The 13,511-nt window shown below is 54.0% G+C and carries 10 protein-coding genes and 1 tRNA gene; 2 read left to right on the plus strand and 9 right to left on the minus strand.

Annotated elements, in window-relative coordinates; all coding sequences use genetic code 11:
• Nucleotides 1-30 precede the first annotated feature (30 nt).
• Together C7476_RS05700 and C7476_RS05705 are read right to left on the minus strand one after the other, a co-directional pair.
• Nucleotides 31-3,828, minus strand: coding sequence for a vitamin B12-dependent ribonucleotide reductase (locus tag C7476_RS05700; RefSeq protein WP_114428913.1), 3,798 nt, complete (start codon nt 3,826-3,828; stop codon nt 31-33).
• Nucleotides 3,829-4,470: 642 nt separating this feature from the next.
• Nucleotides 4,471-4,965 (minus strand): NUDIX hydrolase, encoded by a 495-nt coding sequence (locus C7476_RS05705; RefSeq protein ID WP_114428914.1) that lies wholly within the window; start codon nt 4,963-4,965, stop codon nt 4,471-4,473.
• Between the two features lie 213 nt (nt 4,966-5,178).
• Here C7476_RS05705 and C7476_RS05710 point away from each other — a divergent pair, with 213 nt between their 5' ends.
• A complete protein-coding gene (locus C7476_RS05710; protein WP_114428915.1) occupies nt 5,179-6,219 on the plus strand; it encodes a magnesium and cobalt transport protein CorA in 1,041 nt (346 codons plus the stop codon).
• 5 nt (nt 6,220-6,224) lie between these two features.
• On the opposite strand, the gene gpt is transcribed toward C7476_RS05710, so the two are convergent.
• The 4 genes from gpt to C7476_RS05730 all read right to left on the minus strand — a co-directional run bounded on the left by gpt (nt 6,225) and on the right by C7476_RS05730 (nt 8,766).
• The gene (gpt, locus tag C7476_RS05715) at nt 6,225-6,722 is read right to left on the minus strand and encodes a xanthine phosphoribosyltransferase (RefSeq protein ID WP_114428916.1); all 498 of its coding nucleotides are present in this window, start codon (nt 6,720-6,722) and stop codon (nt 6,225-6,227) included.
• 146 nt (nt 6,723-6,868) lie between these two features.
• Nucleotides 6,869-7,711: a universal stress protein gene (locus C7476_RS05720; protein ID WP_147274618.1), complete on the minus strand. Its 843-nt coding sequence runs from the start codon at nt 7,709-7,711 to the stop codon at nt 6,869-6,871.
• Between the two features lie 109 nt (nt 7,712-7,820).
• On the minus strand, nt 7,821-8,570 hold the full coding sequence (locus C7476_RS05725; protein ID WP_114428918.1) for a competence/damage-inducible protein A: 750 nt from the start codon (nt 8,568-8,570) through the stop codon (nt 7,821-7,823).
• A gap of 110 nt (nt 8,571-8,680) precedes the next feature.
• Nucleotides 8,681-8,766 (minus strand) — tRNA-Leu (locus tag C7476_RS05730).
• Between the two features lie 199 nt (nt 8,767-8,965).
• Here C7476_RS05730 and C7476_RS05735 point away from each other — a divergent pair.
• Nucleotides 8,966-10,462: a glycosyltransferase family 39 protein gene (locus C7476_RS05735; RefSeq protein WP_114428919.1), complete on the plus strand. Its 1,497-nt coding sequence runs from the start codon at nt 8,966-8,968 to the stop codon at nt 10,460-10,462.
• 15 nt (nt 10,463-10,477) lie between these two features.
• Here the strand turns inward: C7476_RS05735 and C7476_RS05740 are convergent, their stop codons facing one another.
• The 3 genes from C7476_RS05740 to C7476_RS05750 form a co-directional block, all read right to left on the minus strand.
• Nucleotides 10,478-11,980 carry a tripartite tricarboxylate transporter permease gene (locus tag C7476_RS05740; protein ID WP_114428920.1) on the minus strand — a complete coding sequence of 501 codons (1,503 nt, stop codon included), beginning with the start codon at nt 11,978-11,980 and terminating at the stop codon, nt 10,478-10,480.
• A 9-nt stretch (nt 11,981-11,989) separates the two neighbouring features.
• Complete coding sequence (locus C7476_RS05745; RefSeq protein WP_114428921.1) at nt 11,990-12,451, minus strand: tripartite tricarboxylate transporter TctB family protein; 462 nt, start codon at nt 12,449-12,451, stop codon at nt 11,990-11,992.
• 71 nt (nt 12,452-12,522) lie between these two features.
• Complete coding sequence (locus tag C7476_RS05750) at nt 12,523-13,500, minus strand: tripartite tricarboxylate transporter substrate binding protein BugD (RefSeq protein ID WP_114428922.1); 978 nt, start codon at nt 13,498-13,500, stop codon at nt 12,523-12,525.
• Between the last annotated feature and the right edge of the window lie 11 nt (nt 13,501-13,511).

A 13,511-nucleotide genomic window follows, 5' to 3' on the forward strand; every position in this document is an offset into this window, starting at 1 on the left:
TGCTGCTCGGGGAAACTACTTATCCGAGGCTCAACTGCACCCGGAAGTATTTCCACAGGTGTCGCACTTCAAGCACGTCCCATTACGGACCATCGTGAAGTTCGAGCATTCCGAGCAACTGTCGCCCGTATAGCCCTGCATCATCGATTTGATGCGGCGATCCGACATCACCTTCTTTGCTTCGGCTTTGGCTTCCTCAGCTGCGGCTTCTGCATCCGTGTCCTCGAACAGGGCAGACGCCGGAGTTGCTTCTGCCTGATCCTTTGCACGCTCCTCATAGTCGCGCTTGAAGGCTGTCGATTCCTGGCTGACCACTGCAATCGTTGGTTTTGCAGCGATCGCAGTTACAGTACGGCTGGCGAGGGTCGTGACATTTGATGACGCAGTTGCCTTCGGCGCGTTAACGGCGCCTGTTCCCCCTGCGCTGCTAAAACCCTTGGGATCAGCCTTGTTGGGCGAAACCACCTTCAGCGAAGCACCGCGTGTCAGACCCTTGGAGACCGGTTCCGCTTTGCCTTCGGAAATACCGCGGCCAAGCGAGGTATTGGAGAAGTCGGACTGGTCGACATGGGCAAGATCATGGCGATCGAGATAGGAAACAGCCAGTTCGCGGAACAGGTAGTCAAGGATCGACGTAGCGTTCTTGATTGCATCATTGCCCTGAACCATGCCTGCCGGTTCGAATTTCGTGAAGGTGAAAGCCTCCACATATTCCTCCAACGGCACGCCGTATTGCAGCCCCAGCGAAATGGCGATGGCGAAGTTGTTCATCATTGCCCGGAAGGCGGCGCCTTCCTTGTGCATGTCGATGAAAATTTCGCCGAGACGGCCATCGTCGAACTCACCCGTCCGCAGATAGACCTTGTGGCCGCCAACGACTGCCTTCTGGGTATAACCCTTACGGCGGTTCGGCAACTTCTCACGATCATGAACATAGCGTTCGACAATACGCTCTACGATCTTTTCGGTGACCTGAACGGCACGGGCAGCCGCTGGCGCTTCGATCAACGCCCCGATTGCATCGTCTTCATCCTCGTCATCATCGGCGAGCAACGAAGAATTGAGCGGCTGCGAGAGCTTGGATCCGTCGCGGTAGAGCGCATTGGCTTTCAGTGCCAGCTTCCAGGAGAGCATATAAGCGGATTTGCAATCCTCGACAGTCGCCTCATTTGCCATATTGATGGTCTTGGAAATCGCGCCGGAGATGAACGGCTGGGCGGCCGCCATCATGCGGATGTGGCTGTCAACGGAAAGATAACGCTTGCCGATCTTGCCGCAAGGATTGGCACAATCGAAAACCGGGTAATGCTCTTCCTTGAGGAAAGGAGCACCTTCAAGTGTCATCGCGCCACAAATGTGGATGTTGGCGGCCTCGATTTCCTTCTTGGAGAAGCCGAGTGCCGGCAGGATCTCGAAGGAAATATCGTTGAGCTGCTCGTCAGTGAAACCGAGAACATCCCTGGCGAACGCTTCGCCAATCGTCCACTTGTTGACTGCGAATTTGATGTCAAAGGCCGACTTCAAAGCAGTGTTAAGCGAGGCAATGATCTCGTCGGTGAATCCTTTGGCTTTCAGCGAACCGGGGTTGATGCCAGGCGCCTGGTTGAGATTGCCATGACCAACAGCGTAAGCTTCGATCTCGGCGATCTGGCTTTCCGAGTAGCCCAAGGTGCGTAGAGCTTCGGGCACAGCACGATTGATGATCTTGAAGTAGCCGCCGCCGGCCAGCTTCTTGAACTTGACCAGCGCAAAGTCCGGCTCGATGCCTGTCGTATCACAGTCCATGACGAGGCCGATCGTACCTGTCGGCGCGATAACTGTAGCTTGCGCGTTACGGTAGCCATGCTTTTCGCCAAGCTTCAGTGCCTTGTCCCATGCTGCCTTTGCATGTGTGATCAGGTCCTGATCCGGGCAGTCAGCTGCAATCAAAGCGACAGGATTTACAGCGAGGCCTTCATAGCCCTGGTTTTCGCCATGCGCGGCGCGGCGATGGTTGCGGATGACGCGCAGCATGTTGGCAGCATTCGGGGCATAGCCATTGAACGCACCAAGTTCTTTTGCCATCTCGGCGGATGTAGCATAGGCGGTGCCGGTCATAATCGCAGTAAGTGCACCGCCGATCGCACGGCCTTCGGCGCTGTCATAGGGGATACCCGAAGTCATCAGCAGGCCGCCAATATTGGCGTAACCCAGACCGAGCGTGCGATACTCATAGGAGAGCTTGGCAATTTCCTTGGAGGGGAACTGCGCCATCATCACGGAAATCTCGAGTACGATCGTCCACAGACGAGCGGAATGCTCAAAGCCGGCAACATCGATCTTGCCGTCCTTGCCGCGATAGGTCAGGAGGTTGATCGAGGCCAGATTGCAAGCCGTATCGTCCAGGAACATATATTCCGAGCATGGGTTGGACGCGCGGATCGGACCAGCAGCCGGGCAGGTGTGCCAGTCATTCATCGTGGTATTGAAGTGCAAGCCTGGATCAGCCGATGCCCAAGCGGCATAACCGATCTTTTCCCAAAGTTCGCGTGCCTTCAACGTCTTCATTACCCTGCCGTCCTTTCGGGCGGTCAGGTTCCAGTTGCCGTCATTTTCGACAGCGCGCAGGAACTCGTCCTTGAGTGAGACGGAATTATTGGAGTTCTGACCGGCAACGGTCAGATAAGCCTCTGAATCCCAGTCGGTATCATAGGTCTTGAAGTCGATATCCGTGTAGCCTTGCTTGGCAAACTGGATGACGCGCTGGATATAATTTTCTGGAACCTGATTTTTCTTCGCGGCCTTGATCTCACGCTTCAGCGCGGGATTTTTGGTTGGCTCGTAGCAGTCGCCATTGTCGGCTTCGCAATTGACGCAAGCCTTCATGATGGCAGCGAGATGCTGCTTGACGATCTTGGAACCGGTGACGAGAGCTGCAACCTTCTGCTCTTCCTTTACCTTCCAATCGATATATTCCTCGATATCAGGGTGGTCCACGTCAACGACAACCATCTTGGCGGCACGGCGCGTCGTGCCGCCCGATTTGATGGCGCCGGCAGCGCGATCACCAATTTTCAGGAAGGACATGAGACCGGAGGAACGACCGCCACCAGACAGTTTTTCGCCTTCGCCACGCAGATACGAGAAATTCGAACCCGTGCCGGAACCATATTTGAACAGCCGTGCTTCGCGAACCCAAAGGTCCATGATGCCGCCTTCGTTTACCAGATCGTCCGCGACAGACTGGATGAAGCAAGCATGCGGTTGCGGATGTTCATAAGAAGATTTGGACTTGGTCAGCTTGCCGGTGTCCGAATCAACATAATAGTGACCCTGACCTGGACCATCGATACCATAAGCCCAATGCAAGCCTGTATTGAACCATTGCGGCGAGTTAGGCGCAACGCGCTGGGTGGCGAGCATGTAGGCAAGCTCGTCGCGGAAGGCGAGGGCATCGGCTTCGCTATCGAAATACTTGCCCTTCCAGCCCCAATAAGTCCAGGTGCCGGCAAGACGATCGAAGACCTGGCGCGCATCCATCTCGGAGCCGTAGCGTTCCTCGGTAGGCAACGCAGCCAAGGCTTCTTCATCGGCAACGGAACGCCACAGCCAGGAAGGGACAGAATTTTCTTCAACCTTCTTCAATTTGGCGGGCACACCTGCCTTGCGGAAATACTTCTGTGCCAGAATATCTGCGGCTACCTGGCTGAACTGGGCCGGCACGTCGATATTCTCCAGGCGGAACACGACAGATCCGTCCGGGTTTTTGATCTCACTCGTCGCTACGCGAAATTCGATCTCCGCATAGGCTGATTGATTCTCTTTGGTAAAACGCCGTTCGATCCGCATCTCTCTCGTCCTCGTCTCTATATATAGTATCCATCGGGCGCCGTGTGAAGGGTTGTGCGCGCTTGGACACAATTCCGCCCTGACCGATTTCAATCGCTGAAAACGGTCGCTACACCTTCGCCCTTATAGACGCGGTTCCCCGCGTCGTTTTTGGGCTTGGTGGCCCTTCTTTTTGACGCCTGCTGTGTGATTCTTATCCTTTAAGGACTGTCACATTATCTGGTGAATATTCTGCCTGTAAACACTAAATATAGTGTTAATTAGCCATTTACCCAACAAAATATTCTGTCTATCTGGAACCGTTTTCCCGATCGGAAATAGCTCATCGCTCGCACGCACCATAGGGTGCAAGCACTGGCAAACACTGTATAAACTGGAAAAGGGCCGGTTACAGACGCTCCGGTGACGCCACCAACGCAACATCGCTCACCATAAAAAATGACTCGCGTGCAAGCGTCAAGTCATAGTTTTTTACATATTTGTGACCGCAATATCTTGTGTGTCACATATGTGGATAACGGGGAGAAACCCTTGGGGATTTGCTGGCTAGCGACGCGCCAATGGTTTCAGGGCAAGGCCATCACGCTGGGGAAAATGAATAGGTTCAATTGAGATGGAAGCGCATTCTAAACGCTGCGACGCTTAGTGATCGGCTAAAGTCCCAAGATCAAAGCTTGCCAGAAGGCTTTTCAATCCGGGTTCTTCCACGCGCTGAGCAGCCTCGTCGATGCTTACCCAATCGAGCCGGCGTTCACCGCGCTCAGGCCAGTTCTTTTCCTGCTGCGAAAAATGCATAGGAAAAACATCAACGATGAAATCGCCGCATTCACCGTCACACACATCATGTTTTTCGTATGTGTACGTACCAATGGAAAAGGGCGCCATATCGCCGCGCACGCCGGCTTCTTCATACGCCTCCCTTTGCGCAGACTGGGCGAACGTCTTGCCGACCTGCGGCCACCCCTTGGGCAGGACCCAGCGGCCGGTTCCGCGACTCGTGATCAACAATATCTCAGGTCGTTTTTTCTTCAGACGATAAACGAGCGCAGCGACCTGACAAATCCTGCCATCCGGCATTTCGATCCGCTTGTCCGTTACGATTTCGTTTTGATAGGTTACGTTCAATATTCCGCTCATTTCAGCTTGTTTTCAGCAAGTGTGAACCGATTCGAATAATGTGCAATCGTTCTCTAGCTACAGTTTGCTGCATATATGCGACTTATGACATTTTTTGAACAGCAGTGCAAAAAAAGCACATTGGATTGGAACCTGCACCGCCAACGCCCGACTAACGGATAACTGGAAAGGTTGGACCACAAGGGATAACCTGTGCGAAAAGTGGGAGGGACAATGACATCTTCCAGACCGTCGTTTGAAGAGGCTCGGCCTTTCGGTGCTGCAGGTTCAGCAGAGGATGAAAACGTCAGTGTCGTAGCGTCATGTGTCTACGCCAACGGCCAACGCATAGCAGACATCTCGATCGATGAAGCTGGAATGTGGGCTCATAAGGAAGGACACGTAGTCTGGATCGGGTTGTTAGAGCCGGACGGGGAAGTTCTGCAGCGGGTTCAAAAGCAATTCGGCCTGCATAGCTTGGCTATTGAGGATGCGGAACACGCTCATCAGCGTCCGAAGCTTGAGCAATACGGTGATGCGATTTTCATCGTGGCGCGCACGGCACAACTGACCGATGGCCGTGTCGAGTTTGGCGAAACGCATGTTTTCCTTGGCAAGGGATATATCGTGAGTGTTCGTCATGGAGCCTCGACGTCTTATGCGGCCGTCCGCAAACATTGGGAGACGTCACCTTATGCGCTTGCGAAAGGCGAAGATTTTATCCTCTACGCAATCCTGGATTTTATAGTCGACAACTACATGCCTGTGCTGGAATCGATTCATGATGAAGTGGAATCGATCGAGGATCGCGTACTTGCGAAACCCATGACCAGCAGCGATATCGAACGCCTGTACATGCTGCGCCGTGATCTTTTGCGCCTGCGCAACGCGATTGGACCGCTTGTCGATGTATGCGGACGACTAAGCAATACAGATCTGCCCCAGATCCAAGCAGCGATGCAGCCTCATTTCAGAGACGTCACCGATCATGTCCGCACGGTTCAGGAGAAGATCGACGGTTTACGTGAGGTTTTAGCCTTTGCCTTCGAAGCCAGTCTGCTCGTTGGCCAAAGTCAGGAAACGGTCATTTCCAAGCGCTTGGCCTCTTGGGCGGCGATATTGGCCGTGCCGACAGCTATTGCTGGTATATACGGCATGAATTTCAAGCACATGCCGGAGCTCGATTCTCCCAATGGGTACTATTGGGTGTTGGGAGCGATCGGACTTGTATGCTTGACGCTATTCTGGCGGTTCCGGAAGAGCGGTTGGCTTTAGAACCGTTATCCGCCATGGCCCTTGGTAATCGGTTCCTGGTAGGTCAGGCCCATGTCCCATGGGAAATAGATCCACGTATCCTGTGAGACTTCCGTTACGAACGTGTCGATGAGCGGGCGCCCCTTGGGTTTGGCATAAACGGTGGCAAAATGCGCTTTGGGCATCATTGCGCGCACGATGGCGGCGGTCTTACCTGTATCGGTCAGGTCATCAACGACCAGAATGCCTTCGCCTTCGTTCTCGAGAAGCCGTGGATCAACATTCTTCAGGACCTTGAGTTCGCCTTGCTCGTCATAGTCGTGGTAGGAGGCAATGCACACCGTCTCGATCATGCGGATGCCAAGCTCGCGACAGATAATGGCAGCCGGAACCAATCCACCGCGCGTAATTGCGACCATGGCGCGCCATTCACGCTGCATGCCGGCAACTCGCCAGGCCAATGCGCGGGCGTCCCTATGAAACTGGTCCCAGGAGACCGGAAAAGCTTTGTCGGGAAGGGACATGGCGCGCACTCCATCAGAAAAATGCAATGTAGCGGAAAATCCGCCAGGAATGCATCTCGCAATAGCGGTAAAAGCAAGCCGCTGGCAAGCCGGTTGCGTTGTCCGCGATCTGTTCCGACAAGAAAAATGTGATTATTGCGGCCTGTTCAGCGCGACATCAATGTCAAGCAGGGCATATCGGCCATTATAGAGCTGGTTACACCGCCGAAGACCCATTCCTTTAAGCGGGACTGGCTATAAGCCCCCATCACGAACAATGACGCATTGTTGTCCGCAATCCAGCGTCGCAGTACCTTGTCGGCAGATTCAGAGTTCGAATTGATTGTGTGGGGATGGACATTCACCCCATGGCGGCGAAGTGCGTCAGAAAGCGGTGTTCCAGGGATGTCGACATTCGGATCGTTGGATTTCTTTGGATCGACCCAGACGATATCGACACTTTCAGCCTTGAGCAGTAACGGGAGTGAATCGAATGCGGCGCGCGATGCTTCGCGCTTGCCGTTGAAGGCAACAACGACACGATCGATCTTTTCCGGCAATTTCGTTTTGTAAGGGACAAACAGAACAGGTCTGCCGCTTTCCATGACGAGCGGATCGGTGACGTCGTTGACGCTATCTGGATCATCAGGATCAGGTTGACCGGCAATTATGATGTCGGCTCGAAGGGCGCTTTGCGTAACACCCGCGGACGGGCTGCTGCTTTCGGATCGTACAATGCGGAACTCATGGGAGATGGTTCCAGTCGACATCTCCGCCCCAAAAAGAGCTGAAATCGCTTCGGAGTTTTCCTTGTGGCGCTGTTCATGGGCTTCGAACAATGTCGTGTCGGCAAAACCCGTGGGATCGGCATAAACAATCGGGGAGGGGATCGTATAAAGGCCGATGATATGCGTGCGCTCGCTGGACGAAGCGATCAACCTTGCGGCGCCTATAACCTTCTTTGCTTCACGCTCGCTGCGAATGAAAGCGATGATCGTCCGAAATGCCATGTTGGCCTCCATAGGTTGTTGCATCCTTGAACGCATCAGGCAACATTATACGCCTTCCGCGCAATAGTTGCTTTGTATTTTGGACAACTTGCGTTGATTCAAGGGCAGCTCATTGGGCAGATTGCGTGGCGATATCTGCAACCATCTCCTTGACGGCTGATTCAGCCGCAAGAAGTTTTTCTTCTTCGCGCGCCCTGATAACCAGTTCTGTCGAGAATTTGCCGTTTTCGTATTTTGGATAAGAACCGATGATCGTATCTGGATGAATTGCCTGGATATTTCGCAGCGGAACGGCAATCGCGCCTTCGCCAAATGGGCAGTTCACTGAACGGGACAACAGCTTCTTACCCACTCTCAATGTCGGAATCACATTGTCCAGCATAGCTTGAAAAACCGAAGGGACGCCTGCCATCACGTAGACATTGCCGATATGGAAACCGGGTGCTGTCGAAACTGGATTGGCGATGTGGGCCGAGCCGCGTGGCATCCGTGCCATGCGCTGGCGGCTTTCGGTGAATTCCATCCCGCGTGCTGCATAATTATCGCCCATGAGTTTCATCGCTGCCGCGTCGTGTTCACAAGGCACATCAAACGCTTTTGCAACTGCATCAGCCGTTATGTCGTCGTGCGTTGGTCCGATCCCGCCGGACGTGAACACGTATTCATAACGTTCCCGCAGGGCATTCAGCGCTTCGACAATGCGATCCTCTTCATCCGGAACGATGCGGACTTCTTCAAGATCGATCCCGATAGCTGTAAGAATATCAGCCAGGTGACCTATGTTCTTGTCCTTTGTCCGGCCTGACAGCAACTCATCGCCGATCGCCAGCATGGCTGCGGTCACAACTTCATCAGTCATAAAAAGTCTCCTAGCGGGAAGGCGACCGTAATTCTCCAAACGAATCGTCGCAAGCCATTTCGCTCAGCAAAGGCGAAGGAGCAAAGGTCGGGTCGAGCGTGCTAGAGCGTTGGTGCGGACGGCGGGACTTGAACCCGCATGACCTATGGCCGACAGATTTTAAGTCTGTTGTGTCTACCGATTTCACCACGTCCGCGCGCCCATGCTTTTCGACGGTTCGGGCGGTTCCGTCAACGCTCTTTTACAGCGTGATGCCTTATTCGTTTGGAAACGCTGCTTTTAGGCTGTTCCATTATCAGCTCAAACTAACGTTTTACGACTAAAGTATCATCTTCGGTGGATTTGGGTTGCGACCTGGACTAGAACGCGAGCTCTTTGAAGCAAAAGAAGCCGCTATGTCCGCTATCCCATTTCAATTCCCGCTGGCAAGTTTGACCAAAGTAGCGTCGCGAAATCCGGCGCTCTTGCTGATTCTTCTCTATTTTGCGTTCCAGGTCTTTTTTCTGACGATGATTTCAAATGGCGCGGGAGTGGATGACGCCGAGCAATTGGCCTATGTCGGTGCTCTGCAATGGGGATACGGCGGGTCGCAGGCGCCGCTTTATACATGGATAAACAGCATCGCTGGAAATCTCCTCGGAATCAGCATGTTTACCATTTATCTCGTCAAGTTCGGTATGCTTGCAAGTTCGTTCATCAGTGTTTATTTCGGCGCGCGTCTGCTCGGCCTGTCTAAATCGGTAGCTGCTGCTGGCATGCTAGGCATATTCCTGCTGCCTCAAATCGCGTGGGAATCGCAACGGACATTGACTCACTCGGTAGGGGGGACCACTGGCTGCGCTTGGGCATTTCTCGCCTTCGCCTGGCATATGAAATCTCGCTCCTGGCATTCTGCTGTACTGCTGGGGCTTGGCCTCGCTTCGGGTCTACTCGGAAAATTCAACGCGAGCTTCTTCCTCATCGGGCTCATTTTGGCTGGCTTTTCCATTCCTGAATATCGAACCGCTCTTTTGATGCGGAAGAGCATTCTGGTGCTGCTTGTCTTCATTGCGGCCATAGCGCCTACGGGCTTGTGGACGCTTTCGCATACAGAGAACCTTCTGGCGCGTTCACATAAATTCGAAATAGGTGAGGGCGGTAATTTCGTTATCAGTCGTCTTCACGGCGAGTGGAAGCTCTTTCTCAATGGCGTTCTCTTTTCGGGAATAGCGCTGGTTTTCTTTGCAATCGCCTGGTGGCGAAGCCGGGCAGAACAAATCTCCTCGCCACGTCCCTGGAATGACGCGGAGAAATTCGTAGGCCGAACCTTGCTGTTTGCGCTGGCGGCTGTTTTTGTCGGTGTCCTCATCAGCGGTGCTGCCGAGGTGAAAGATCGCTGGCTCCAGCCGGTTCTGTTCTTGAGCCCGCTCTATCTGGCAATGCTTTTGGGGCGCTACATCCGAACTGACTTGCCGTTGAAACGCTTCGCGATTGTCGGTGCGATCTGCGGCCTGGTCGTAATTCCGGGATTGGCGGTGAATATACTGTATGCTCGCGACGGTAAGGCTCCTTCCATTGGCCAGCTGGACTACGCGAAGCTTTTCGCCGTGACGCGCGCCGCGGGCACTTACCAGACCGTTGTGTCAAATGGCCCACAATTGCCGGGGAATCTGCGTCTTCTCGATAATTCAATCGTTCCGGTACATCTGGAAATGCCGAACGCCGTGTCACGCATCCGCTTTCCGGCACTTTTTGTCTGGTTCGGCGAGGGGATGAACCCGGCTGTGTTAAGCTTACTCAACGGCGCCGGTATCGCGGCGCCGCCAGCAGACGTCAAGCAGGTGGATATCACCTATAAATATTACCCCGATCAGTCAGCGCGAGTGAGCTATTTCATCGTTCCAGCAAAGTAGGCCCGCTTTATCACTTTAATCCTCGACAAAAACCTCGTCGCGCTTCTTGCGGATGCTTGGCAGCAGCACGACCACGAGAACGGCTGCGGCGAGTAACAAGAGCCCAAGACTGATAGGGCGATTGAGGAAGGTCATGGGATCGCCGCGCGACATGATCATGGCCCGGCGGAGATGCTCCTCCAAAAGCGGTCCAAGCACAAAGCCGAGTAGCAGGGGCGCCGGTTCGCAGCGGAGTTTTGCCAGCCCGTAACCGATGAGACCGAAGAAGGCTACAGCATATAGATCGAACACATTGGAATTGACGCTGTAAACGCCGATTGAACAGAAGGCGATGATGGCTGGAAACAACATGTAGTAGGGAATGGTCAACAGCTTAACCCAAAGCCCGATCAGCGGCAGGTTAAGCAGAATCAACATGAGATTTCCGATCCACATGGAGGCAATGATCCCCCAGAACAAGGCAGGTTGTTCGGTGGCAACGTTGGGACCAGGAACGATACCTTGAATGATCATGGCGCCGATCATCAAGGCCATGACCGGATTGGCCGGTATGCCAAGCGTCAGCATCGGGATGAACGATGTTTGCGCGCCGGCATTGTTGGCTGATTCAGGGCCTGCCACCCCAGCGACAGCGCCCTTGCCAAATTCGCCCGGCGTATTCGAGATCCGTTTCTCGACCGTATAGGATGCGAACGACGCAAGAATTGCTCCGCCACCGGGCAAGATGCCGAGGGCGGAGCCAATTACCGTTCCACGCAAGATCGGTGCGGTCATCTCCTTCCAATCCTGTCGCGTGGGCAAGAGATTGGTTACCTTTTTGATCATCACATCGCGGTCATGCTCGTTTTCAAGGTTCCGCAGGATTTCGGCAATACCGAACACGCCGACTGCAAGCGCTACGAAATTCAACCCGTCAGACAATTCGAGAATTCCGAGATTGAATCGAGGCGTACCGGTATAAATGTCTGTCCCGACGAGACCGAGAAGCAGGCCAAGAACCACCATGCCGAGTGCTTTGACGACGGAACCATGGGCGAGTGCGACGGAGGAAACGAGACCGACGATCATCAGCGAGAAATATTCCGGTGACCCGAATCTCAAAGCGACAGCTGTTAACGGCGGAGCAAACACGGCAACCAGTATGGTTGACACCGTTCCGGCAAAGAACGAACCTATTGCTGCGATGGCAAGTGCAGCTCCTGCGCGACCCTTGCGCGCCATCTGATATCCATCGATAGCAGTGACTGCAGACGAGGATTCTCCGGGCATGTTGATGAGGATAGCGGTGGTTGAGCCGCCATACTGTGCGCCGTAGTAGATGCCCGCCAGCATGATAAGTGACGACACTGGCTCAAGCTGAAAGGTAATTGGCAGAAGCATGGCGATCGTCGCCGTCGCACCGATACCCGGAAGCACGCCGATAAGCGTGCCGAGGATGACCCCGGTGAAGCAGAACAAAAGGTTGTAGGGCGAAGCTGCAGTTGCAAATCCGAGTTCGAGATTATTGAGAAGATCCATATCGCGGCCTCACTGCCCAAGCCAGGGGCCAAAACGCCGGAAGGGCAGGCCGAGCGCATAACTGAATACGATTACAGAGAATAATGTCAGGCCGCCCACCAACAGGAGCGCGGTTCCGGGGCGCATCTTCGTACTTGCAAAAGCTGCAACCAGTCCCGTCAGAAACAGTGATGGCACGAAGCCTAGCCCACGGACGGTGAGGCCAAACAAGATCGGCGCCGGCAAAATGAATAGCATACCGCGCCATGCAATTGGGCCCATTGGTTCATGCTGTAGCTGAGTGCCCTGAATGACGACGATAATGCCAAGAAGGATAAGGACGCCAGCCAATACAAACGGGAAATAACCTGGTCCCATGCGGAGCGCAGTGCCAACTTCAAGGCCATATGCCTGTATGGCAAAGAAAAGGCCTATGAATATGAACAGTACGCCGCAGATCAAATCGCGTAAACTAAAACTAAGATCTTTCATATGTTCCCCGTCGCCGTTTGACGCTACATAAAAGGGCCAGAAGCGCTCCTCCACTCCCGGCCCACAATCTACTAATCAGCGTATTGACCGGCCGCTTCAATGACCGGCTTCCAGCGGGTCACTTCGCTTTCAAGCTTCGTCTTCAGGCCTGCAGGTGTTGCTTCAGCATCAGTTGACGGCACTGTACCCAGTTCAGCAAAGCGAGCGATGATGTTCGGGTCTTTCAACGCTTTTTGCAGAGATGCCGAAAGCTTCTGCGTTACCTCTGCAGGGGTTCCCTTTGGTGCGTAAATGCCGTGCCAAATGCCCACCTGCATGCCCGGCAGGCCGGCTTCGGCGACTGTTGGAAGATCGGGAAGAGCATCGAGTCTCTTGGCCGATGTCACTCCATAGGCTTTGATCGTACCGCCTTTGATCTGTTTGGTTGTATTGGTGGTCTGGTCGCACATCAAATCCACCTGACCACCCAGAAGATCTGTCATGGCAGGACCGGTGCCTTTGTAAGGTACAGTTGTCAGCGGCGTCTTGATCTCACTCATGAACAGCATCCCGCAAAGATGGGAGGCTGCACCAATACCGGCATTCGCAAGGGTGATCTTGTCAGCATTTGCCTTGACGTATTCAACAAGGCCTTTGAGATCAGTCGGCTCGAAATCCTTCTTTGCCACAATGGTCATTGGAACATCTGTGACCAGCCCCACATATTCGAAGGCGTTGAGCGTGTCATAGGGCAGCTTGCGATATAGCGTGGCGCTGGTTGCCATACCAATGTGATGCAGCAACAGCGTATATCCATCCGGGTCTGCCTTCGCTACCTGGGAGGCTCCGAGCGTGCCACCTGCTCCGCCGACATTTTCCACGATGATTTGCTGACCGAGATCCTTCGACATGGATTCGGCGACAAGTCTGGTGACGGTATCGGTTGGGCCGCCCGCCGCGAACGGCACGACCATGGTGATGCTGCGTTCGGGATAACCCTGCGCAAAGGCGCTACCCGAGATGAGAGCAATGGCGGCTGTGGCGGCCAATGAAGTAAATAGTTTGAACATTACGATTTCCT

The organism is Phyllobacterium bourgognense (assembly GCF_003337575.1).
GTDB lineage: Bacteria > Pseudomonadota > Alphaproteobacteria > Rhizobiales > Rhizobiaceae > Phyllobacterium > Phyllobacterium bourgognense.